Consider the following 23,726-nt stretch of genomic DNA (forward strand, 5'->3'; position numbering starts at 1 on the left):
CAACGCTCGCTATCGCATGGCGACCTGCCCGCGAGCCCATCTCCTTCAAGATGGATGGCAGCCTTATGCGGGCTTTATCCACTCAGAAAGCGATGGGCGATAGGCCGCCACCATCACCTGCAAGTGTAATGCTGGTTGGATATGGCAGGACGTCGCCCGGACGAAATTCAAAAAGGGCCTCGCATCTGAGACGTGACCTCATAGGCGCGGCAGCTCACCTTCCCCCCCGTGCCCGGCCTTAACACGATCGGAGCTGTGTTGCGATTCACTGCACCGCGCAAAACCCACCTGCCTGCTCTAATCCTTGCATTCAGTTTGATGAGTCAATTTGACTTACGCCATGCACCTTGTCGCCCGCCTCCAGCGAAAACTACTGTGTCAACGCTGGTTGACTGAGATGTGAGATGCGTCGGACCCACAACGGTCATTCCATCATCACACCGGCTAGCGCCCGCCTCGGCACCACGCTGGCGGATGTGCTGAAGGGCTGAGTTGAAGCTCGTAGAGCTGAGAACAACAAAGGCCAGCTCGCGAGAGCGGGCCTTTTGCGTGCGGAGAGGTCTGATTTTGAAAGGGCGGCGCCCAGGGGCGGGATGCACTTACGAACGAGCTTCTGGTTGAAATGACTCGCCGAGCGCCCCCTGTTGCGGGAATGCCCCTCTCTTATGCGCGTGCGAACGCCAGTAACGGCCCGAAGTCGTGATTGTCGGCAGCCTTAAGCGCGTTGATATAGGTGGTGCGAAGCGTCCCGGTATCGTGAATGCTGCCACTGCCCCAAGTGAATGGCTCGGCGCCGAGTTTATCGATCAGTAAATCGGCCATCATCCGCGCGTGGCGGCCGTTACCATTCGGGAAGCCGCGGATCTGCGTGAGGCAATGATGAAGTCGCACCGCGATTTCGTCTGGGGGGAACGTCTTGTTCTCAACCCAAAAGCGCGCGTTGTCGAACATCACCGGCATCTCGGCCGGAACCAGATGCGGCGCGATACCGATATTGAGTTCGTGCTGACGGTAGCCGCCCGCCCATTTCCAGACCTCTCCGAACAACTGCTTGTGCAGCGATTTCGAGAAGCCCTCATTGAGCAGAGCCTCTGCGCCACCACGGCGGCGGCGCCCCCAAGCAGCGCCGTTGACGATGTTGTCCTCTTCGGCCTCGTTAAGATCGGCGCGAGTCGTGATCCATGTCTGAATGAGATCGCCGCGCAGCGCCGGATCGAGCGGCGTTGCGTCATCGGGCTCCTGAAACAGATCCGTCATGGTTCATTCCAGAGATCCCGCTCCCTGAGCTTGTCGCGGATATACGCTTCAAGGCGTTCGTCGGTGCTGCTGTCCGGCGTTCCCTGCGCTTCGAGTTTCATTGTGTGCGCAGCTCGGCCGAGATCGCGCAGGGCAAGCTTGCGCGCGCGGGCGGATACCGCGCCTTCGAGGGAATCGTTCGGCACGAATGCATAGACGACCGTACAATCGAGCGCCTCGGCCGCGCGGCGCAGGGTGTTGAGCTGGATCGCCCCGCTCTCTTCCGAGGCTTCGAGGGCCGCGACGCTCGGAGGCTGGACCCGCAAACGGCGGGCAAATTGCACGCCGCTCATGCCGAGGGCATCGCGTATGGCTCGCACCCAGCCCTTGGGCGGCGCACGGAAGCGTTCGGCTGGCTTCAGAGGAGCGAGACGTTCATCAAGGCGCTCGCGGGCACGTTTGCGGGTGTCGGATTTCATAGCGTGGCCTAATATTCCAGCAATGATATTAGGCTATAATCTATTTTTAATCAATTAACATAATGCCCTGGCCTAATTTTTTATCGAAGTCATTAGACTGCAGTCTAAATATCAGGAATGGCTTCAAAGATGCTCCGTATTGGGAGAGAGGAAATAAATCCAGATCAGGTCCATCCCGAAAGTGGCCAGAAAACCTCCTGCGATGAATATTATGCCTCTCCCTCCGCTCATGAAGAAAGCGAAGAACAGACCAGATCCGACAACGACCATCGCTAAGTAGAGTGCATGGCAAACAATGCACCGCATGTTCGAACCTCGTGGACCGATCGCTATCGAAACCACTTCGCAAGCTCATCGCGCGCAGAATATCGGCATTCAATTAGGATCGTCTCGCGAGCAAACTAGCAAATTCTCGTCTCACCAGCGACTGAGTGACCGGGGATAAGAAAGGCCCGCTCGTGAGAGCGGGCCTTCTGCGTGCGGAGACCGATTCAAGCCGCGGCAGACTCGCTGGGCATACGGTTCAGAAGGGCGGGGACATCTGTCGCAGGGATGGCCTTGCTGAAGAGGTAGCCTTGTCCCTCCGTGCATCCGTTGGCCTTGAGATATGTCAGCTGCTCTGTGTCTTCGACGCCCTCGGCCGTGGTCGACAAGCCAAATCCCTTTGCAAGTCCGAGGATCGCGCGGACGATCACTCGACCTTCTTCGTTCTCGTTGAGGCGCGATACGAAGCTTCGGTCTATCTTGATCTTGTCGAGACGAAACGAAAGCAACTGGCTGAGGGTGGCATAGCCTGTTCCGAAATCATCGAGCGCTATGCGGACGCCGGCTTGACGGAGTTCATCAATCACGGTTTTCGCAACCCCGATGTTATCCAGGAAGGCGCTCTCGGTAATTTCAATCTCCAGGCGTCGCGGGTTGAACCCGGTTTGCCCAAGGATCGATAGAATGCGCAGACCAAGCTTGGGATCGCGCAATTGAATGGGCGAAATATTGAAAGCAAGAATGAACGTCTCAGGCCACGCGCTGGCATCGGAGCATGCGCGGCGAAAAAGCTGATCTCCTAGAGAGTGGATGAGACCGGTTTCTTCCGCAATCGGAATAAACACGTCGGGCGGAATATGCCCCAAAGTCCTGTTTTCCCAGCGCGCCAGGGCCTCGAATCCGATGATGCGACCATCTTTGAGTGAAATTAACGGCTGATAGTGCGGCTCGATAATGTCGGCCGTGGTCGCGCTGCGAAGTTCCCGCTCGATCTGGACGCGCCGCTCGACATGCGCGTCCATCTCCGTTTCGAAAAAACGAACGCGCGACCTGGCATCGCCTTTTGCGCGATAAAGTGCACGATGTGCGCGCCTGACCAATTCGTCGCGATTGATACCGTCACTCGGGGCGATCGCGATGCCAATTCCCACACCAAGCTCGGCTGACACCTTCTCGATCGCGAAAGCCTCGGCGGTGGACGTCACAATACGGCTCGCCAGATTCGTGGGATCGTCGAGGGAGCGAATGTCTGGCATGACAATCCCGAATTCGTCCCCTCCAATCCTTGCCAGGACGCTACCCTTGCGCATGAGATCGGCAATCCTGTTGGCAAATTCGCACAGCACCTTGTCCGCAGCTACGTGGCCATGCGTGTCCTTAATTCTCTTGAGATCATCAAGGCCAAGCATCAGAACAGCCACCTGGTGCGTGTCGCTGGCGCCGCCAAGGCATGCATCAAGTTTTTCATCGAACAGGCGACGATTAGGCAATCCGGTCAGAGGGTCGTGCCGCGCCAGATCGCGCGCGTCTCGTTCCGCAATGGCTCGTGCCTTGATTTCATTGGCGAGATCTCGATAGCGACGAACGCTGTAGATCATCAGCGCAATGCTCACGGCGAACGCGGCAAAAAGAATGTCGTCGAGTTCCCATTCGGCGTAAGCCATTCCAAGCTGAGACAAATGAGAACCAAGCTCATAGACATGCGCCAGGACCGAAGCGAGAACGGTGCCCCCAAAAAGAACAATGGAATCCCTTGTCGCGGATCTGCGCCGGTCGAACCAATCGGCGCGGAATACGCGCAACAATGGGGCTGACAAATTCATCACAGTCGAACCTTCGCTGACGCCGGCCGCCCCAGTGGAATTCTTAGCTGGCAGCATAGAGGTTAAATAAGTGGCAGATGTTCTGCGCTCATTGTCGGAAGTTCCACTACTCAGGTCATGCCGGCGAACGCGCGGCCGCATGGCGAATAGTAGCTCCCTGCCAAGGTGGATTGCGCTCAACATGCCGTCTTGCGCAGCGCTCGATCAAAGCTGAATGCAGGCCTTGAAGATACCGCTCAAGATTCGGGGGAGGATGCTGCCGGCCAGCGGCAAATCAACAGGTGAAGACAATATCCGGCTCCCGACGGTCGCGCGGCAAGCAGGACGCCATGCTACCGCTGGCTTTGAGGGCGACATCGGCTTACCTTTCGGGAGGTCATGAAACGTCTTGGAACGACAAAGGGCCTGGGTTGTTATTGCTGACGTTGTCAACCTTCCTCGTCAGATTCTGGCTTCCTCCGCGGCAACTGTGGCCATCGCAAGCTCCCGGCCATCCCACCCTGTTTTAGCTGGCTATGCGACTTCCAAAATCGTCCTGAGTTTGGCCGCGCCCTCGCGGCGAACGCGTCGCCGCGGTCCAAGAAACGACCGTAGGTACTCTCATTGGAGACGGCAGATGCATATCAGTACCGATATCGCGATATACGAGCCGCCGACCGCACTCCAGCTCGTCACGCAGGCTTATGCGAGCCTTCTCCGCATCGCCTTCGCCCTGATGCCCGTCCTGCTCATCGCCTATCTATATTTCTACCAGGATCCCACCCTAAGATTCGAAGATCACCTGTTCCACGAAATTGCGATCGCGGTTGCCACCCTCGAAGGACTGTTCGTCACATATGTGACGTGGCGCTGCTACCAGTCTTCGGGGGAACCTTTGTTACGTTGGATGACGCTGGGCTTCATGGGCTTCGTGCTGATCTATGCACCGCACGGCGCTTTCACCGAGATGGCGCACCACAATATATGGCTGTTTCTGCTTTACGGACCGGCGTCGCGCCTCGCGATGTCGATCCTGCTCTTCGTTGGGCTGCTCTCCTACGGCCGGCCATCAGACGACGTCGCGACGCGCCCGAATGTACGCCCATGGCTGATATGGGCCGGCTTGTTCCTGATGGTGGATCTGGTCATCGCCTGGGTCGCTTACTCCGCCTATGCCGGCCACCCGGCGGTGCGCTTGTCTATGGAGGGCGGTGCCCTGGTCTTCTGCGTGCTGAACGTTGCGGTCATGCTGTCGCGCCAGATTCATTCGCCGCTCATGACGATCTTCGGGATCTCGGTCACATGGTTCGCCCTATCGTCGCTCGCATTCATGCTGGGGGGACCTTGGAATCATATGTGGTGGCTCGCCCACGCGGTCTTTGCTGGCGGGTTCTTCCTGCTCAGCTATGGTGTTGTCCACGCTTTCCGAACGACGCGATCATTCTCGACCATCTATAGCCAGGAAAAATTAACGGCCCGGCTGGCCGAGGCAATGGCCGGCACTCAAAGTGCGTTGCGAGAAGTGCAACGGAGCAATCAGATGTTGGAACGTCTTGCCGCCACCGATCCGCTGACCGGTGCCGGAAATCGGCGCCAGTTCATCGAGCGCATCGGCACCGAGATCGCGCGGGCCAAACGAAGCGGCGCTCCGTTGTCCCTCCTGTCGCTGGACCTCGACCATTTCAAGGACGTCAATGACTCACGCGGTCACATTGTCGGCGATGAGGTCCTGTGCGAATTCGTCCGAAAGTGTCTCGAGGCGATCCGCCCATACGACTCCGTCGCACGCGTAGGCGGTGAAGAATTCATGGTGTTATTGCCTGGGGCGACGCTCGACGCGGCTTGCGCGGTTGGCGAACGTCTTCGATTGGCTATCGAACGCAATGCTTTCGAGGTCGGAAACCGACCGTCGATCGACGTCACGATCAGTATTGGGGTGTCGGAGTTTGGACGCGATGGAGACACCCTTGACGCATTTTTGCGTGTCGCCGATCAGCGGCTGTATCGCGCAAAACATCAAGGCCGCAATCGCGTGATTGCAGCGTAGGCCGTCGTTGACCGAGATGTACAGGGCATCATCGCAACCAAGAGAAAGCTTATCGCCTACTATCGCGTGTCTACACGGAGGCAGGGGGCGTCCGGGCTTGGCGTGGATGCACAAAGAGCTGCCGTCGTCAGCAATCTAGGCGCAAGTTCGTGGGTGATTGTTTCGGAGTTTACAGAGGTTGAGAGTGGCCGACGCCGCGATCGGCTGGAACTGGAAAGAGCCTTGGGCTAAGCTGAAGCTCGACAGAGTGAGAACAACAAAGGCCCGCTCGTGAGAGCGGGCCTTTTGCTTGATGAGTTACTGTCATTCCGGGGCGGGCGCAGCGTCAGCTGCGAGCGAACCCGGAATCTCGTCGTGGTGATCTACCAGCTGCACGTCCTTGGCCACCGGGCACGGCGTTCACAGCTGGCTTTCGACGAAGGGGTTCTGGATGCGAGGGCGCCGATGAGCTGGCCGTACTGCATGTCCTCTGAATAGAGTGTGTCGCAGCCGGCTTCGAGCGCGGCGGCAAGGATCAGTGCGTGATAGAATGACAGGCGGCATGTCTCGGCAGAGCCGAACTGTTTTCGGGGTGGTCGGTCGTGCTTGCTATTGTTAGCTCTTCCGGGCTGCGGAGGACTTTGCAATCGGATAACCCATCGCAGGACGATGCTCGATCCAATCGGCCAAGGACGGCAGCAAGCCTTCCGCTGGTTTTGGGCCGGGCCGGGCGAAGCGGCCTGCGCGGGCGGCGCGCGGCTTCAACCGGATCAGCGTCTGTGCGTGGCCCACAGCTGCCGAAAGTGGATCAACGACCGGCACCGAAATACGATCGGCGACGCGCTCCGCAAGCCCAGTCAGAGGGGCGCCGGCCAGAATGATGACGTCGGCGCCATCCTCCTTCACGGCGCGCTCGGCGAGCGCCACCAACTCGCCCTCGAGTTCGTCCTGAACAGTGGCGACCGACTGGAAGCTGACATCAGGCACGCGGATGCTGCTGCACCGCGCCTCCAGCCCGGCCAGCGCGACCGCGTCCTCATACCAGGACACGAGCGTCCGGGAAAAGGTCAGGATGGAAAATCGCTTGCCCAGCATGCAGGCTGTCAGAATGGCGGACTCCGCCATGGCTGTGATCGGCACTTCGAACAATTCACGCGCCGCGATCAGACCGGGATCGCCGAACGCCGCAATGATGATGGCGTCGTTCCCGCGATGATGCTCCGCGATCATCTCCAGCGTGATCGTGCCGGCGATCACGGCTTCGGCGCGGCTGGCGATGTAGGGCATGCCGCGCGTTGCCGTGATCGCCACCAGTTCGACATCGGGCGCAAGGACATTTGCCGCCGTCCTGGCCATGCGATCCGTCATGTCGGCGGATGTGTTGGGATTGATCAGAAGGATTTTCATGGTGCAATTTTCTGCTCGGAGCACGTCCGCGTGAAATGAATGTCGCCGGCATTTGCCGGCTGGCGATCTGTCGGCAGCGGTCTATCCGGCACGCGCGCGGGTCCAGAGCGCCCTGATCGCCAGGTCCGCGTCGCGGCGGATGGCTTCAGCATCGACCTTCGTCGGCTGCCCGTCGGCGACGACGATATCGCCGTCTACCACGACCATCTCGACATCGCGTCCTTGCGCGGCATGAACGATGTTGCCAAGCGGGTTGATGTTGGGAGTGAGATGCGGGCGGCGGAAATCGAAGGCGACCAGATCGGCACGCTTGCCGATTTCGATGCTCCCTATTTCATCTTGCAGTCCCATGGCGCGCGCGCCGCCCATGGTTGCCATCTGGAAAACGGTTTCGGGCTGCCAGGCGTCAGTGACCGCGCCCTCCTGGATTCGCCCCACCGCCAGCGCCCAGCGCATGACTTCCACCATGTCGGCGTGCATGTTGTCGGTGCCGAGAGTCAAGTGCGCGCCGGCCGCACGCAATCTGGACGTCGGCGCAATGGTTGCGCCCGTCGCATTGCCCTTTGCGATGTGCGCGACGTTGATGCCGGCCCGGCCGATGCGGGCGATATCGCTCTCGCTGACGTGGATGCAGTGCGCCGCAAGCAGCTTATCGGTGAGCAGTCCGACATCCTCGAGGAGTTCAGGCGGGCTCATGCCATCGCGTTCGTGAATGCGCGCCAGTTCCACCTTGCTTTGGGAAAGATGCGTCGTCACCCGGAGGCCATTCGCGCGCGCCGCCTCACCGATGCGTTTCAGAAACGGCGTCGAGCAGGTGTCGGGCGCGTGTGCCGCCAGTTGCACGCCGATGCGGCTGTGGCTCTTGCCGTTATAGCGCTCCGCCAGATCCAGCGCCGCGCGCAGCGTCCGGTCGCCGATCTCGTCCCTGTGCTCCCATCGTCCGGTCGAGACGCCGCTGAAGTCGACGTCATGGATACGCCCGCATGACCACACGCGAAGGCCGACCTCCGCCATCCCCGGCGTGATGATGTCGGCATGCACGAACGTATCGTTGATCAGCGTCGAGCCGAACAGCAGGGCTTCCAATGCGCCCAGGCGCGAGATCGCGTACGCCTCGTCCGGGGTGACCATGTGGCCCTGCGGAATGCCCGGGGTGTAGGCCGGAGCGAAGCCCAGATCTTCGGCTACTCCTCGCACCATGGTTAGAATGGCGTGGGTGTGGATATTGACGAGGCCCGGCGTGATCACACGTCCCTCGAGATGAACGACACGCCGCGCCGGCGGCAGTGGCTTGTCCGCGCTTGCCGCTTCGATCAGCACGAAGCGGCCATCCGAAATGCCGATTACGGCATTCTCGATCGACGGATTCCCCGGATTGGCGGTCAGCAGCGTGGCGCCGGTCAGAAGCAGATCGAGAGGGAATGTGGACGACATCGCGATCACCTGTTGAGGACGTGGGTCAGGAAGCGTTTGGTCTTTTCCTCGCGCGGAGCGGAGAAAACTTCCTCGGGTGGTCCTTGCTCGACAATGTGGCCGTCGGCCATGAAGACCACGCGATCGGCAGCCTTGCGGGCGAAGTTCATTTCATGGGTGACCACGATCATGGTCATGCCTTCGCGGGCGAGTGCGCCCATGACATCCAGGACTTCATGCACGAGCTCCGGATCGAGCGCCGAGGTCGGCTCGTCGAACAGGATCAGGCGTGGCTCCATGGCCAGCGCGCGGGCGATGGCGACGCGTTGCTGCTGCCCGCCGGACAATTGCGACGGCAGCTTGTCCATATGCTCAGCCAGACTAACGCGTGCGAGCTGCTCCGCGGCTCTGGCGTCGGCGGCGACTTTTGGCAGGCCCAGCACCTTGCGCGGGCCGATGGCGACGTTCTGCAATGCCGTGAGATGCGGGAACAGATTGAAGCGCTGGAAGACGAAGCCGAATTTGCGACGCTGCAAGGCGAGCTTCTGTTCGCTCATGGGTTCCCAGTGCGCGGCCTCACCGACATAACTGCCGCCGACGGTGTCGCCATCCAGGGTGATCTCGCCGCCGGACGGCGTTTCCAGATGGTTGAGACAACGCAGCACCGTGGTCTTGCCTGATCCGGACGGCCCGATCAGCACCAGCGTCTCCCCCGCCATCAGGTCGAACGAGATGCCCTTGAGAATCTCGCGCTCGCCGTAGGTCTTGCGGAGCTCGCGGACCGAGAGCAGGGGCTTGTCCGACGCTGGCACGGGCTTTTTCAAGGCGCTCACCATGCCGGCATGCGCCGCTCGATGAGCCGCGAGATGTAGGAGAGCACCGAAACGATGACGTAATAGTAGATCGCCAGCAGCGCGAAGATTTCCAGCGGCACGAAGTGCGATGCGATGATCGCCTGGCCCGACCGCGTCAGCTCATAGACGGAAATCACTGATAGCAATGAGGTGTTCTTGACCAATGTGATCACGTCATTGGTCAGCGCGGGCAGCATCGGCCGGATCGACTGCGGCAGCAGGATGTAGAGCAGGATCTTGCCGCGCGTCATGCCGATCGACTTCGCGGCTTCGGTCTGGCCCTTCTCGACCGAGCCGACCGTGCCGCGGACGATCTCCGCGATATAGCCCGCCGAATTCAGCGACAGCGCGATGACGCCTGCCCAGAATTCGCCAAGCCGGAATCCCGCCATGGGCAGACCGAAGAATACCACGAAGATCTGGATCAGCAGCGGCGTGCCGCGGATGAAGTCGACATAGGCCCGCACGCCCCAGCGCGCCCACGCCCAGCTTCCCAGCGAGATCAGGCCGAGCGCGATGCCGCCGAGGAATCCGAAGACCGCTGCGAAAGCTGCGATCTTCAGGGTCGTCACTGCACCTCCCGCCAGCAGCGGAATTGCCATTTCGACGATGGGCCAATCGATGGTCATAAGAAGGCTGTGCTCGGCGGAAAGACGAGGGAAAGGGACGCAAGCGGCGGTGGGGCGCGACGATTACAGGCTGGGGATGGCGTCGGCCAATTGCATGCGCACGCCGAACCACTTTTCCTGCAGGGTGTAGATTTCGCCGCTGGCCTTCAAGGCCGTGATGCGCTCGTTCAGGAACGCGATGATCTCGCTGTCTTCCTTGCGGGTGCCGATTCCGGCCCAGTTGAGCGGGCCGATATTGCGCACGATGGCGTATTTGCCCGGCGCGTCCTTGACGACCTGCGTCAAGGTTGCCAGCGAATTGATGACGCCATCGACCGAACCCTGCGCCAGCGAGAGATAGGCGGCCGGGTGATCGTCATAGGTCTTCACTTCCGCAAAGCCCTTGCCCGTCGCCGACTTGAGCGTGTCCTGCAGCTTCGTCTTCATGGTATCGCCGGCGGAGCCCAGCTTGACGCCGAGAATCTTGCCCGCCATGTCGTTCAGGCTCTTGATCGTGCCGGCATCGCCGGCGCGCACCAGCATTTCCTGCGTCGCTTCGGCATAGGGGATGGTGTAGCCGACTTTCTCGATGCGCTCCTTGGTATAGGTGAGCGATGTCATGATGAGATCGAAGTTGCCGGCATAGAGCGCCGGGATCACCCCAGCCCAGGCCGTATCAATCATTTCAACCTTCACGCCCAGCGGGGCGAACAGCAGCGCAGCGAGGTCGGCATCGTAGCCGACGATCTTGGTACCCTCGCGAAAGGTGAAGGGGCGATAGGCGGCCTCGCAACCCACGCGAACGACACCGGCCTTGTTGATGTCGTTCATGGTCGTGGCGGCAAAGGCATTCCTCGTCAGGGCCGTGATGGCTGACGGAACGGCCAACGTCAGAGCGAGGGTGCGTGCCGATATCTTCAAGAATTGGCGGCGGGCGACACTGGCTTGGGGATGCTTCAAGTCCATAACGTCTCTCTTTTCTGCTCGCTGGATCTGGTTGCGCCCAATCCTTCAAATTGCATGCCATCGTAAATATACGAATAATTTCATTACATTGATTGATTGGCGGGGGAGGCCCGACTTTTCGATGTGCAGCGCTCGCCCAATTAGGCGCCACGAGCGACGGCTAGCCAGCCGAGCACGATCGTAGCCGGGACATGGGTCTAACCGGCAGCGTCAGGTTCAGTCGCAGCAGCGGACGGTTTCGTCTCGCTGTTCAATACGCTGCACACGGTTTCGCCTGTTCGTAACAGGTGCTTACGCCAAACCAACCGTGCGCGTTCCGGGTCGCGCGCATGAAAAGCCGCCATCGCGGCTGTGTGCTCCGCGACCGACTCTTGCCAGCGAAATGGATCAAGGATCGCCATATACCGCCCGCGACGGGCCCGCAGCATCAAGCCCGCGTGGGTTGCGATGAGCTCGGGATTTTCGGATGCCCGCACGATCGTGTCATGAATGGCACTGTTGAGTTCGAAATACGGATCCTTCTCCCGGCGCGCATAGTGTCTGCACATCCGTTCGTGCATGTCGTCCAGCGTGGCAAGGTCGGCCGCTCCAATGCGCGTGACGGCCAACTCCGCAGCGAGGCTCTCAAGCCCCGCGATGACTTCGAACAGGTTGCGCGCTTCCGTTTGTGTGAAGGACATGATGCGAGCGCCCCTGTTTTGGGAGAGCTCGACAAGGCCTTCGACTTCGAGGAGCTTGAGCGCTTCGCGAAGCGGTGTCCGCGACACCTTGATTTGCTCGCACAGTGTCCGCTCGATAATGCGTCCGCCGGGCGGTATCTCGCCGCGAATGATCATGTCCCGCAGCGTATCGGCGACCTGCCTGGCGAAAGGGATTCGGCGCGAGAGCATTGGTTGCGGCAGCTGAGCACGCGTTCCCGCCGTAGGCACCGCGACCGGTTTCATGTTTTCTCCGCTTTCAGTATCAGGCGCGCGGCAATCTAGCGTGCACCCGCCTTATTGCAAAGAAACGTGTTTGATGGAGACCCCCCACACGATTTACGTATGCAATCCGATATCCCGCGTCGGCATCTCGACCTGCCGAAACTTCACATCACCATGTAGGTCAATGACGAGCCCTTGGCGGACAAGCAGGGGCGCTCCGATAAACTCTATCGCCTGTGATCAGTCACAAACACCACGGAATACTGGATCGCCCGGTCCAAGCGCGCAACAGCGCGCGAGGCCGGGCGACGATAGTTGAGTGAATACACGCGTAGGCGTTACGCTGCCACGGCCTGTTTCTCGCCGACCACCGGCAAGCCTTCCTCGATCGGATACTTCGTGTCGCGCGACCATTCGTTCCACGAGCCGAAATACATCCGCACATCGGCGACGCCGGCATTCTTCAGCGCGAGGAACGTGTTGGACGCCCGCGCGCCCTTGAAGCAGTAGAGGTAGACAGTCGTCGACGGCGTGATGCCGACGGTGGCGCATTCGGCCAAAATCTCGTTCTTCGACTTGAAGCGCGGGCCTTCCGGTGTCGGCTTCATCATGCGGTACCACTCGATCCAGACGGCGCCGGGAATGCGGCCCATGCGCGGGCAGAAATCCCGGCCATAGGGCGACGAGCTCTCGCCGATCCACTCGTCGACATCGCGCACGTCGAGGATCGCGATCGACGGATTGCCAAGTGCGGCCTGCATGGTCGCGGCATCGATCAGGATCGAACCGGCTTCCGGCTTGATGGCGAAGGATGCTGCTGTCGGTGTCGGAACATCCGTGGTGGTCGGCAGGCCCTTCATGGTCCAGGCTTCAAAGCCGCCATGCAGCACCTTGATCCTGGGATAGCCGAGGAATTCCAGCAGGAAGTAACCGCGGCAGGACTGGCCGAAGCCTGAATTCATCGACTGTTCGTAGATCACCGCAGTCTCGCTGCCGGACAGGCCGGCACCGCCGAAGGCGGCAGCGAATTTTGTCTTCAGCTCGTCCATGCCTTCCGGCGTCGAGGTGGCGAGGAACGTGAAAATCTCATGGAGATTGACGGCGCCGGGAATATGCCCGGCCGCATAGGCGTCGGGATTGCGCGTGTCGATGATGACACACGGTTCTGACTTCATGAACGTGACGAGGTCGTCTGCGGAAATGAGAACTTCAGCCATTGAAAGCCTCCACTGTGTTGAACCGTTTGTGCTGGATCGCCTGTCGTTTCGCCGTGACTTAAGTCAATTCGCCTTCCGTTCGCGTGATCGATCATTCGCATGATCGCGATCATTGGCATGACCGGGATCATTGCCATGATCGGGATCACGCCCCGCCCTGGTCTCCCTGAGTGTCGCGCGCATTGTCTGCGAGCATTTTTCTGAGCTGCTTGGTGGCGGGGGTGACGATCGCCACGAAATAGGCTTCACGCAGCCGGCGCTGGGCGCGGTGCGATTTGAGATAGCCGCGCGCGCCACAATGCAGCATCGCGGCATGGGCTGCGGCGACGGCGGCATCACCCGCGCGCAGACGCAGTTCGACGACGCTGCGCCAATAGGCATTGCTCGTGTCAAAGGGTGTGGCCGCGAGCATCATCGTCTCGGCCTCCATCTTCGCGAGAAGCCCTGCGAAATCCTCGGGCTGCTGCGGCAGGAAGCAATTGACGTGGGCGAGCGACGGCTTGACGCTCTCCATGATGGCAACGCAATCGCGCACCAGCCCGAGGCCCATGCCCATCTGCATCAGGATAAACCCCGCGCGAATCTTCTTCACGAAAGGCATCGCCGGTGCCGCGAGCACCTGATCGTGGGGAATGAAGACATCGCGGAACTGCACGGCATAGGTACCGGTGCCGTCCATCGCGAGGAACGGCTTGCACGGGGTCAGCGAGAGATTCTCGTCGGCGCAATCGGCGAGGAACATCACCTTCTCGCCGGAGCCGTCATCGAGTTCGAAGATGGTGCCGAACAGATGGTCGGGGCCGAGATTCGACACCCATGGCAGTGCACCGCGCACGATATAGCCGCCATCGGCGCGTCGGCCTTTCAGCTTCAGCTTCTCGATGCCGAAGAAGCTCTTCATCGGATTGGAGAGGCCGGTGCCGCCGAGCAGTTTACCGCCAGCGGCATCGCTCAGATATTTCGCCTTCAGCGCGGCGTTATCGGAGTTGAGGATGTACCAGACCAGCGTGTTCTGACACCATGCCATGAAAGCAGTCGAACCACAGGTTTCGCCGATGGTGGTGATGCCCGCGATCGTCTCGCGGAGATCCGCGTGCGCAGACCAGGCACCGACATCGCCGAGATGACGTAGCGCCTGATCCGGATAGATCGTGCCTTCATCGATCTCCAATGCGATCGGTGAAAGATCGGTGCGCGCGACGGCAGCTATTCGTTCGACGAGCGACGGCGTGTCGTCCGTCACCTCAACATCATCCGATTTCCGCAGCACTGCCGTCGTGGTCATGTCGATCTCCGTCACGCACAGGGAAGAGAGACCGCGGCCGCATCGCTGCGGCCGCGCTAACTCACATTCAGGCAGAGACTTCGAGATTGACCGGGCGCGTAAACGTGTTGGCGACGGGCGACCACTTCTTGACGTGGGTGATCAGCGCATCGATCTCGGCCTGGGGAACGCCTTCGCATTCCATGTCGACCTTGATGCGCACATCGGTGAAGCCGACCGGCTTCTCGCTGATGTCGCCGGTGCCCCAGACAGCCGTGATATTCAGATCGCCTTCGAGCTGCAGTTCGAGTTTGTTGACGGTCCAGCCGCGATGCACGGCATTGGCGTGCAGGCCGACGGCGATGCAGGAGCCGAGCGCTGCCAGGGACGCTTCCGACGGATTCGGCGCGGTGTCGTCGCCGAGCAGCGCCGGCGGCTCATCGACGATGTAGGGCGGCAGGTTGCGGATGTAGTTGGCGTGGCGGAATTTGCCCTCGGCCACCGTCTTGCACTTCAGCGTCTTGATGACATTGGGATTGGCTTTGCCGTTGGCGATCAGCTGTTCGAGGCCGCCTTTGTCGATCGGCGCGAGGCAGCCGGTCAGGGCGGTTTTGGCGGCAACAGCGGTCATGTGGTTTTCTCCCTTGGAAAGATCAAAGATACAGAACGTTCTGTAGCTTTGCAGAAAGCGTGCCAGCGACCGCCAATGGAGAAAACATCGCCATATCAGCGAGTTGGGCGTTTGGTGAAGAAACGTGCAGCGGCTGGGTTGCCGCTTAACGCGCCAAATCGGCGCTTACCGGCTCGAATATTGGTCAGGAACCGATGATCGCTTGCACGTCGCGCGCCGCATGACATATGACAGGGCATGACCGATGCGATGCCGCAGGCCGTCGACAGCAGTATTCCGCAGGTGACGCCGCGCGAGCGGCTGATGGTCGCAGCGACAAGGCTGTTCTGCAAAAATGGCATCAATGCCACCGGCATCGACGCCATTGTCAGCGAGGCCGGAACGGCCAAAACCACGCTCTACAAGAACTTCAAATCGAAGGACGATCTGGTCGACGCCGTGCTCAGGGCGGAGAGCGAGACCTGGCGCGGCTGGTTCATTGCAGCCGTGGAACGCGCCAAAACCCCGCGTGAAAAGCTGGATTCGATCTTCCCCGCGCTGAAGAGCTGGTTTGCCGAAGAGACCTATTACGGCTGTGTTTTCATCAATGCAGTCGGCGAGCACGCCAAGGACGAAACCCGGCTGCGCGACATCACGATCCGGCATAAATCGTTCGTTCTCAAGCACATTTCCGGACTGGCCGAGGCTGCCGGCGCCAAGAAGCCGGACTTTCTCGCGCACCAGATCGGCCTCCTGATGGACGGCGCCATCGTCGCCGCCATGGTGACCCGCGATCCCTCAGTCGCGGATGCCGCCGGCCTGGCCGCCAATGCCCTGCTCGACGAGGCCTGCGGACCGCCCAAAATCCGCCGCACCCGGCGCGCCGGACTGCAAGGAGGCGCTGCAGCTTTGGCCAAGGAAGACCTTAGTGTCGTCGACTGAAATCAGCGGACAAAATCTCGCGCACAAAGAATTGACGAAATATTCAGTTCTTCGTGCTTTTCAGGGCGCACATTCGGATTAAATAGGGTAGAAGCTCGCTCGACTTTAGGATGGTCCGGCAACCGGATCAGCCCTCGCTAAAATTTCCGCGCGATACCAAATCAGGACGCCATCATGTCTCGCCAGGACGCGAACGCCGCCTTTGCACTCTCCTCATTTCTGCAAGGCGCAAACGCCACTTACATCGACGAACTCTATGCCCGTTACGAAAAGGACCCCTCCTCGGTCGACGCCGAGTGGCAGGAGTTCTTCAAGAGCCTGAAGGACTCGCCCGCCGACGTTCAGAAGAACGCCGAAGGCCCGTCCTGGGAGAAGGCCAACTGGCCGCTGACGCCCAAGGACGACCTGACCTCCGCCATGGACGGCAACTGGGCCCAGGTCGAGAAGGTGATGGGCGCGAAGCTCGCCGCCAAGACCGCGCAGCCCGGTGCTGCCGTCCCGACCGGCGACATCAATCAGGCGACCCGCGATTCGGTGCGCGCGCTTATGCTGATCCGCGCCTTCCGCATGCGCGGTCACTTCCACGCCAATCTCGATCCGCTGGGCATCGAAGGCCAGAAGGATCATGAGGAACTCGATCCGCGCTCCTACGGCTTCACCGATGCCGACTACGACCGCAAGATCTTCCTCGATAACGTCATCGGCCTCGAATACGGCACGCTGCGCGAGATCGTTGCGATCCTGCAGCGCACCTACTGCCAGACCCTCGGCGTCGAGTTCATGCACATTTCCAACCGGGCACAGAAGGCGTGGATCCAGGAACGTATCGAAGGCCCGGACAAGGAAATCAGCTTCACGCCGGAAGGCCGCCGCGCCATCCTCCAGAAGCTGGTCGAAGCCGACGGCTTCGAGAAGTTTTGCGACGTCAAGTTCACCGGTACCAAGCGCTTCGGCCTCGACGGCGGCGAATCACTGATCCCGGCGCTGGAACAGATCATCAAGCGCGGCGGCAGCCTCGGTGTCCGTGACATCGTCGTCGGCATGCCACATCGCGGTCGCCTCAATGTGTTGACCCAGGTGATGGGCAAGCCGCACCGCGCGCTGTTCCATGAATTCAAGGGCGGTTCGGCCAATCCGGACGAGGTCGAAGGCTCGGGTGACGTCAAGTATCACCTCGGCGCCTCGTCGGATCGCGAGTTCGACAACAACAATATCCATCTGTCGCTGACGGCGAACCCGTCGCATCTCGAAATCGTCGATCCCGTGGTGCTCGGAAAGGTCCGCGCCAAGCAGGACCAGAACGGCGATCCGCCGGACCAGCGCATTTCCGTGCTGCCGCTGCTGATGCATGGCGATGCGGCCTTCGCAGGCCAGGGCGTGGTCGCGGAATGCTTCGCGCTGTCGGACCTGAAGGGCTATCGCACCGGCGGTTCGATCCACTTCATCGTCAACAACCAGATCGGCTTCACCACCTATCCGCGTTACTCCCGTTCGTCGCCCTATCCGTCCGACGTCGCGAAGATGATCGATGCTCCGATCTTCCACGTGAACGGCGACGATCCGGAAGCGGTGGTGTTCGCCGCCAAGATCGCGATCGAGTTCCGGCAGAAGTTCCACAAGCCTGTCGTCATCGACATGTTCTGCTATCGCCGCCACGGCCATAACGAAGGCGACGAACCGGCGTTCACCCAGCCGGTGATGTACAAGAAGATCGGCGCGCATCAGTCGACGCTGGATATCTATGCCAAGCGCATCATCGCCGATGGCGTGATGACCGAAGGCGAAGTCGATAAGGCGAAGGCCGACTGGCGCGCCCGTCTCGATGCCGAACTCGAAGCCGGCGCCGGCTACAAGCCGAACAAGGCTGACTGGCTCGACGGCAAGTGGGCTGGCTTCAAATATGCCGACCAGGAAGAAGATCCCCGCCGTGGCATCACCGGTGTCGACGTCAACACGCTGAAGGCGATTGGCGCCAAGATCACCAAGGTGCCCGATGGTTTCCGCGTTCATCGCACGGTGCAGCGTTTCCTCGATACCCGCGCCAAGGCGATCGATAGTGGCGAAGGCATCGACTGGGCGACGGGCGAGGCGCTCGCCTTCTGCACGCTCATGGAAGAAGGCCACCACGTTCGCCTGTCCGGCCAGGATAGCGAGCGCGGCACCTTCTCGCAGCGCCATTCGGTGCTGTTCGACCAGGAAGACGAAAGCCGCTACACGCCGTTCAACCACCTCAAGCCCGACCAGGGTCACTACGAGGTCATCAACTCGCTGCTGTCCGAAGAAGCCGTGCTCGGATTCGAATACGGCTACTCGCTGGCCGAGCCGAAGGCGCTGACCATCTGGGAAGCGCAGTTCGGCGACTTCGCCAACGGCGCACAGGTGCTGTTCGACCAGTTCATCTCCTCGGGTGAACGCAAGTGGCTGCGTATGTCGGGCCTCGTCTGCCTGCTGCCGCATGGCTATGAAGGCCAAGGCCCGGAGCATTCCTCCGCACGCCTTGAGCGTTTCCTGCAGATGTGCGCGGAAGACAACATGCAGGTGGTCTATCCGACCACTCCGGCCAACTACTTCCACATGCTGCGTCGTCAGTTGAAGCGTGAGATTCGCAAGCCGCTGATCGTCATGACGCCGAAGTCGCTGCTGCGCCACAAGCGTGCGGTGTCGAAGCTCAGCGAACTCGGTGCCGACACCTCGTTCCATCGCGTGCTGTTCGACGATGCGGAGAAGCTGCCGGACGAGAAGATCAAGCTCACCGCCGACAACAAGATCCGTCGCGTCGTGCTGTGCTCCGGCAAGGTCTATTACGATCTCTACGAGGAGCGCGAGAAGCGCGGCATCGACGACGTCTACCTGATGCGCATCGAGCAGCTCTATCCGGTGCCGCTGAAGACGCTGGTGCAGGAGTTGACCCGCTTCAAGGGTGCGGAATTCGTCTGGTGTCAGGAAGAGCCGCGCAACATGGGCGGCTGGCACTTCATCGAGCCGTATCTCGAATGGGTGCTCAACCAGATCAACGCCACCCACAAGCGTCCGCGTTACGCCGGCCGCGCCGCATCTGCGGCGACCGCCACCGGCCTGATGTCCAAGCATCTCGCCCAGCTCAAGGCCTTCCTCGACGAAGCGCTCGGCTAAGCCTCCATTCTGTTGGCGAATGCCCCGCACCCGCGGGGCATTCGCATATCCCCATTGATTTCAAGTTCAGGCAGGGATGACCGAGCGGTCGCCACGCCACAAGAGGAAATAGACAATGACTGAAATTCGCGTTCCCACGCTCGGCGAATCCGTGACGGAAGCCACCATCGGCCGCTGGTTCAAGAAGGCTGGCGATGCCGTCGCCGTTGACGAGCCGTTGGTCGAACTCGAGACCGACAAGGTCACGATCGAAGTGCCCGCGCCGTCCGCTGGCGTGCTCGGCGAGATCGTTGCCAAGGACGGCGAGACCGTCGCCGTCGGCGCACTGCTCGGCCAGATCACCGATGGCGCCGGCGGCGCCAAGCCGGCTGCAGCTCCCGCAAAGCCCGCTGCCCCGGCTCCGGCCGCCGCACCCGCCGCGGCTGCACCTGCTCCCGCTCAGAAGTCCGCACCCGTCGATGCACCGCTGGCGCCGTCGGTCCGCAAGATCTCGGCAGAGAGCGGCATCGATGCCGCCACCGTCCCCGGCTCGGGCAAGGATGGCCGCGTGACCAAGGGCGACATGCTCGCTGCGATCGAAAAGGCTGCGTCGGCACCGACGCCGATCAATCAGTCTGCCGCCGCCGTGCAGGTACGTGCGCCGTCACCCGCTGACGACGCTGCCCGCGAAGAGCGCGTGAAAATGACGCGCCTGCGCCAGACCATCGCGCGCCGCCTCAAGGACGTGCAGAACACCGCCGCGATGCTGACGACTTTCAACGAGGTCGACATGACCAACGTGATGGCGCTGCGCTCGCAGTACAAGGATGTGTTCGAGAAGAAGCACGGCACCAAGCTCGGCTTCATGGGCTTCTTCACCAAGGCCTGCGTGCAGGCACTGAAGGATATTCCGGCCGTGAATGCCGAGATCGATGGCTCCGACCTCATCTACAAGAACTACTATCACGTCGGCGTTGCCGTCGGCACTGACAAGGGCCTCGTCGTTCCCGTGGTGCGCGACTGCGATACCAAGTCGATCTCCGACATCGAAAAGACCATTGCAGATTTCGGCAAGCGCGCCCGTGACGGCCAGCTCAAGATCGACGAAATGCAGGGCGGCACATTCACCATCACCAATGGCGGCATCTACGGTTCGCTGATGTCGACGCCGATCCTGAATGCGCCGCAGTCGGCCATCCTCGGCATGCACAAGATCCAGGAACGTCCGGTCGTGGTCGGCGGCAAGATCGAGATCCGCCCGATGATGTATCTGGCGGTGTCCTACGATCACCGCGTCATCGACGGCAAGGAAGCCGTGACCTTCCTCGTCCGCGTCAAGGAAAGCCTGGAAGATCCGGCCCGTCTCGTTCTGGATCTCTAACCCGAGGTCGCCATGGCGTTCGGACCGAACCCTCCGCCAATTCAGGCCCACCTTTGCGTCAAGGGTGGGCTTGAGGCCATTGCCTTCTATGAGAAGGCGCTTGGCGCGAAGTGTCCGTTCCACGCAATGGCCGACGACGGCAAGCGGGTCATGCACGCCAATCTCGAAATGTTCGGCAGCGAAGTTATGCTGCATGACGAATTTCCCGAGTTTGGTGGCCACATCCTGTCGCCGCAGACCCGCGGCGGCGCCGGCATGACGATCAATATCAATCTGCCCAAGCCAGAAGATGTCGACGCCGCGATCGCCCGCGCGGAAACATCGGGAGCAGAAGTCGTGATGGCGCCTCAGGATGTTTTCTGGGGGGCCCGCTACGGCACCATTCGCGATCCGTTCGGACACATCTGGTCCTTCAACGCCGCACTCACCGGGAGCGACGCATGAGCGACAACGTCGTCATCATTACCGGCGGAAGCCGCGGCATCGGTCGTTCCACCGCGCTGCTGGCGGCCTCACGTGGCTTCAAGGTCGTCGTCGGCTATGCCAGCAACGAAGCCGCCGCCAACGAGGTCGTTTCGAAGATCGAAGCGACCAACGGCAAGGCCATCGCGGTGAAATGCGATGTCGGCTCCGAGGCTGACATTCTTGCGCTGTTCAAGGCAGCGGACGCCTTTGGTCCTCTCGGCGCCCTGGTCAACAATGCCGGCATTGTCGGCCCTTCCATCCGCGTCGATCAGATGACTGCCGAACGCATCGCCAACATGATGACGGTGAATGTCACCGGAAGCATTCTCTGCGCCCGCGAAGCCGTGAAACGGATGTCGACCAAGCATGGCGGCAAGGGCGGCGTCATCGTCAATCTGTCATCGGTAGCCGCCAAACTGGGCGCGCCGAACACCTATGTCGACTATGCCGCGTCGAAAGGCGCGATCGACTCCTTCACCATCGGATTGGGACACGAAGTCGCAGCCGAAGGGATTCGCGTTGCCGGCATTCGGCCCGGTTTGATCGATACTGATATCCACGCATCAGGCGGCGAGCCGGATCGCGCGCATCGTCTTTCCGTCAACGTCCCGATGAAGCGCGTCGGTACTGCGGATGAAGTTGCCAATGCTATCGTCTGGTTGCTGTCGGACGAGGCTTCCTACGTCACATCCACCATTCTCGACGTGTCCGGTGGCCGCTGAGGCCCTGACGCCCCATATCATCTGAAGACAATACAGGACTGCATCATGGCTTCTTACGACCTCGTTGTTATCGGCACCGGACCCGGTGGTTATGTCTGTGCGATTCGCGCCGCGCAGCTCGGCATGAAGGTCGCCGTCGTCGAGAAGAACAGCACGCTGGGCGGCACCTGCCTGAACATCGGCTGCATGCCCTCGAAGGCTTTGCTCTATTCGTCGGAGCTTTTTGAGGAAGCCGGCCACTCCTTCGCCAAAATGGGCATCAAGGTGTCTGCCCCGACGCTCGATCTTCCCGCGCTGATGAACTTCAAGCAGCAGGGCATCGACGGCAACGTCAAGGGCGTCGAATTCCTGATGAAGAAGAACAAGATCGATGTCGTGATGGGTACCGGCCGTGTGCTCGGCACCGGCAAGGTCGAAGTCAGCGGCGCCGACGGCAAGGCCCAGACGCTGGAGACAAAGAACATTGTCATCGCTACCGGCTCTGACGTCGCCAAGCTGAAGGGCATCGAGATCGACGAGAAGCGCATCGTGTCGTCGACCGGCGCGCTGTCCCTCGACAAGGTGCCGGAGAAGATGATCGTGGTCGGCGCCGGCGTGATCGGCCTCGAACTCGGCTCGGTGTGGCGCCGCCTCGGCGCCGAAGTCACCGTCGTGGAATTCCTCGACCGTATCCTGCCCGGCATGGATGGCGAAGTCGCCAAGCAGTTCCAGCGCATGCTCGAGAAGCAGGGCATGACCTTCAAGCTCGGCGCCAAGGTCACCGGTGTCGATACGTCGGGCAAGAAGCTGAAGGCGCAGATCGAGCCAGCTGCAGGCGGCGCTGCTGAAGCACTCGAAGCCGATGTGATTCTCGTGGCGATCGGACGCGTGGCTTACACCGAAGCGCTCGGTCTCAAGGAAGCAGGTGTCGAGCTCGATGAGCGCGGCCGCGTCAAGATCGACCATCACTTCTCGAGCAACGTGAAGGGCATCTACGCGATCGGCGACGTCGTTGCGGGCCCGATGCTGGCGCACAAGGCGGAAGACGAAGGCGTTGCCTGCGCCGAGATTCTTGCAGGCCAGGCCGGCCACGTGAACTATGACGTAATCCCGGGCGTGGTCTACACCACGCCGGAAGTCGCCGCCGTCGGCAAGACCGAGGAAGAGCTCAAGGCTGCCGGTATCGCTTACAATGTCGGCAAGTTCCCGTTCACTGCCAATGGCCGCTCCAAGGTCAACCAGACCACCGATGGTTTCGTGAAGATTCTCGCAGATGCGAAGACCGATCGCGTGCTCGGCGTGCATATGATCGGCCGCGAAGTCGGCGAAATGATCCATGAAGCCTGCGTGCTGATGGAATTCGGCGGTTCCGCCGAAGATCTGGCCCGCACCTGCCATGCCCATCCGACCCGCTCCGAGGCGGTGAAGGAAGCGGCATTTGCGGTAGCCAAGCGCGCTATCCATATGTGAGTCACGGCCGGCGCGACGCCGGCTGGGAGACGAACACCATGATGCGACGCGTGCTGCAGCCGCTATGGTTCTTCCTCGCTTTGATCTTCCTGATCGAAGCGTGGCTGTGGGATCATCTCGAACCGGTCGTCGCACGCATCGTTGCAGCGATACCGCTGCGCGCATTCAAGGAATGGCTGGCCGCGCGAATCGCGCGGCTGTCGCCAATGTTGACGCTGGTCGTGTTTGTTATTCCGGCGATCCTGCTGTTTCCGTTGAAACTGGCCGGCGCCTGGCTGCTTATGCATCAGTATTGGATCAGCGCTTTCGCGCTCATCGTATTCAGCAAGTTTCTCGGCGTCGGCGTCGCCGCGTTCATCTTCGATGTGACACGGCCGAAGCTGTTGCAGATGAACTGGTTTCGGAAGCTCTACGAATTCGTTCTCGACATCCGCCGCCGGGCCGGCGAATTGGTCGCGCCTGTGACTGCAAGAATCAAGGCGACGATGGCGATGTTCCGCTCCAATTCATCGTCGCGTTGGATGCGTCTGGTACAACGGCTGCGTCATCGGGCGCATTCGGCACGGTAGATCGAACGGGAGAACGAC

Annotated in this window: 21 protein-coding genes; 9 read left to right on the top strand and 12 right to left on the bottom strand. The window is 60.9% G+C overall.

Going from position 1 to position 23,726, the window contains the following annotated elements; genetic code table 11:
* Nucleotides 1-663 precede the first annotated feature (663 nt).
* The 3 genes from SFY93_RS03230 to SFY93_RS03240 form a co-directional block, all read right to left on the bottom strand.
* Nucleotides 664-1,257: a mobile mystery protein B gene (locus tag SFY93_RS03230; protein ID WP_320446043.1), complete on the bottom strand. Its 594-nt coding sequence runs from the start codon at nt 1,255-1,257 to the stop codon at nt 664-666.
* Complete coding sequence (locus tag SFY93_RS03235) at nt 1,254-1,715, bottom strand: mobile mystery protein A (RefSeq protein WP_320446044.1); 462 nt, start codon at nt 1,713-1,715, stop codon at nt 1,254-1,256. The genes SFY93_RS03230 and SFY93_RS03235 overlap by 4 nt, the downstream gene beginning before the upstream one ends.
* A 491-nt stretch (nt 1,716-2,206) precedes the next feature.
* Nucleotides 2,207-3,802 carry a putative bifunctional diguanylate cyclase/phosphodiesterase gene (locus tag SFY93_RS03240; RefSeq protein ID WP_320446045.1) on the bottom strand — a complete coding sequence of 532 codons (1,596 nt, stop codon included), beginning with the start codon at nt 3,800-3,802 and terminating at the stop codon, nt 2,207-2,209.
* A 616-nt stretch (nt 3,803-4,418) separates the two neighbouring features.
* Here SFY93_RS03240 and SFY93_RS03245 point away from each other — a divergent pair.
* Together SFY93_RS03245 and SFY93_RS03250 are read left to right on the top strand one after the other, a co-directional pair.
* Nucleotides 4,419-5,828 carry a GGDEF domain-containing protein gene (locus SFY93_RS03245; protein WP_320446046.1) on the top strand — a complete coding sequence of 470 codons (1,410 nt, stop codon included), beginning with the start codon at nt 4,419-4,421 and terminating at the stop codon, nt 5,826-5,828.
* A 51-nt stretch (nt 5,829-5,879) separates the two neighbouring features.
* Complete coding sequence (locus SFY93_RS03250) at nt 5,880-6,059, top strand: recombinase family protein (RefSeq protein WP_320447681.1); 180 nt, start codon at nt 5,880-5,882, stop codon at nt 6,057-6,059.
* A gap of 363 nt (nt 6,060-6,422) precedes the next feature.
* Here the strand turns inward: SFY93_RS03250 and SFY93_RS03255 are convergent, their stop codons facing one another.
* The 9 genes from SFY93_RS03255 to SFY93_RS03295 all read right to left on the bottom strand — a co-directional run bounded on the left by SFY93_RS03255 (nt 6,423) and on the right by SFY93_RS03295 (nt 15,090).
* Entirely contained in the window at nt 6,423-7,214 is a 792-nt protein-coding gene (locus SFY93_RS03255) for an aspartate/glutamate racemase family protein (protein WP_320446047.1), read from the bottom strand.
* A gap of 81 nt (nt 7,215-7,295) precedes the next feature.
* Nucleotides 7,296-8,648, bottom strand: a complete 1,353-nt coding sequence (locus SFY93_RS03260) for an amidohydrolase family protein (protein ID WP_320446048.1) — start codon at nt 8,646-8,648, stop codon at nt 7,296-7,298.
* Nucleotides 8,649-8,653: 5 nt separating this feature from the next.
* Entirely contained in the window at nt 8,654-9,451 is a 798-nt protein-coding gene (locus tag SFY93_RS03265; protein WP_320446049.1) for an amino acid ABC transporter ATP-binding protein, read from the bottom strand.
* Between the two features lie 5 nt (nt 9,452-9,456).
* Nucleotides 9,457-10,110 carry an amino acid ABC transporter permease gene (locus tag SFY93_RS03270; protein ID WP_320446050.1) on the bottom strand — a complete coding sequence of 218 codons (654 nt, stop codon included), beginning with the start codon at nt 10,108-10,110 and terminating at the stop codon, nt 9,457-9,459.
* Between the two features lie 63 nt (nt 10,111-10,173).
* Complete coding sequence (locus SFY93_RS03275; RefSeq protein WP_320446051.1) at nt 10,174-11,055, bottom strand: transporter substrate-binding domain-containing protein; 882 nt, start codon at nt 11,053-11,055, stop codon at nt 10,174-10,176.
* 197 nt (nt 11,056-11,252) lie between these two features.
* Nucleotides 11,253-11,999: a GntR family transcriptional regulator gene (locus SFY93_RS03280; RefSeq protein ID WP_320446052.1), complete on the bottom strand. Its 747-nt coding sequence runs from the start codon at nt 11,997-11,999 to the stop codon at nt 11,253-11,255.
* A gap of 317 nt (nt 12,000-12,316) precedes the next feature.
* Nucleotides 12,317-13,195: a sulfurtransferase gene (locus SFY93_RS03285; protein WP_320446053.1), complete on the bottom strand. Its 879-nt coding sequence runs from the start codon at nt 13,193-13,195 to the stop codon at nt 12,317-12,319.
* Between the two features lie 145 nt (nt 13,196-13,340).
* A complete protein-coding gene (locus SFY93_RS03290; protein WP_320446054.1) occupies nt 13,341-14,480 on the bottom strand; it encodes an acyl-CoA dehydrogenase family protein in 1,140 nt (379 codons plus the stop codon).
* Nucleotides 14,481-14,547: 67 nt separating this feature from the next.
* Nucleotides 14,548-15,090 carry an OsmC family protein gene (locus SFY93_RS03295; protein ID WP_089263266.1) on the bottom strand — a complete coding sequence of 181 codons (543 nt, stop codon included), beginning with the start codon at nt 15,088-15,090 and terminating at the stop codon, nt 14,548-14,550.
* 237 nt (nt 15,091-15,327) lie between these two features.
* Between SFY93_RS03295 and SFY93_RS03300 the strand changes: the two genes are divergently transcribed.
* The 7 genes from SFY93_RS03300 to SFY93_RS03330 all read left to right on the top strand — a co-directional run bounded on the left by SFY93_RS03300 (nt 15,328) and on the right by SFY93_RS03330 (nt 23,708).
* Nucleotides 15,328-16,011, top strand: coding sequence for a TetR/AcrR family transcriptional regulator (locus tag SFY93_RS03300; protein WP_320446055.1), 684 nt, complete (start codon nt 15,328-15,330; stop codon nt 16,009-16,011).
* Nucleotides 16,012-16,185: 174 nt separating this feature from the next.
* Nucleotides 16,186-19,143, top strand: a complete 2,958-nt coding sequence (locus tag SFY93_RS03305; RefSeq protein ID WP_320446056.1) for a 2-oxoglutarate dehydrogenase E1 component — start codon at nt 16,186-16,188, stop codon at nt 19,141-19,143.
* A 115-nt stretch (nt 19,144-19,258) separates the two neighbouring features.
* Nucleotides 19,259-20,503: a 2-oxoglutarate dehydrogenase complex dihydrolipoyllysine-residue succinyltransferase gene (gene odhB / locus SFY93_RS03310; RefSeq protein WP_315839855.1), complete on the top strand. Its 1,245-nt coding sequence runs from the start codon at nt 19,259-19,261 to the stop codon at nt 20,501-20,503.
* 12 nt (nt 20,504-20,515) lie between these two features.
* The gene (locus SFY93_RS03315) at nt 20,516-20,947 is read left to right on the top strand and encodes a VOC family protein (RefSeq protein WP_320446057.1); all 432 of its coding nucleotides are present in this window, start codon (nt 20,516-20,518) and stop codon (nt 20,945-20,947) included.
* Entirely contained in the window at nt 20,944-21,690 is a 747-nt protein-coding gene (locus tag SFY93_RS03320; RefSeq protein ID WP_231078686.1) for an SDR family oxidoreductase, read from the top strand. The genes SFY93_RS03315 and SFY93_RS03320 overlap by 4 nt, the downstream gene beginning before the upstream one ends.
* Before the next feature lie 45 nt (nt 21,691-21,735).
* Nucleotides 21,736-23,139, top strand: coding sequence for a dihydrolipoyl dehydrogenase (gene lpdA / locus SFY93_RS03325; RefSeq protein ID WP_320446058.1), 1,404 nt, complete (start codon nt 21,736-21,738; stop codon nt 23,137-23,139).
* 38 nt (nt 23,140-23,177) lie between these two features.
* Complete coding sequence (locus SFY93_RS03330) at nt 23,178-23,708, top strand: hypothetical protein (RefSeq protein ID WP_068730456.1); 531 nt, start codon at nt 23,178-23,180, stop codon at nt 23,706-23,708.
* Nucleotides 23,709-23,726: the final 18 nt, after the last annotated feature.

The sequence above is a fragment of the Tardiphaga sp. 42S5 genome, from assembly GCF_034044155.1.
Taxonomy (GTDB): domain Bacteria; phylum Pseudomonadota; class Alphaproteobacteria; order Rhizobiales; family Xanthobacteraceae; genus Tardiphaga; species Tardiphaga robiniae.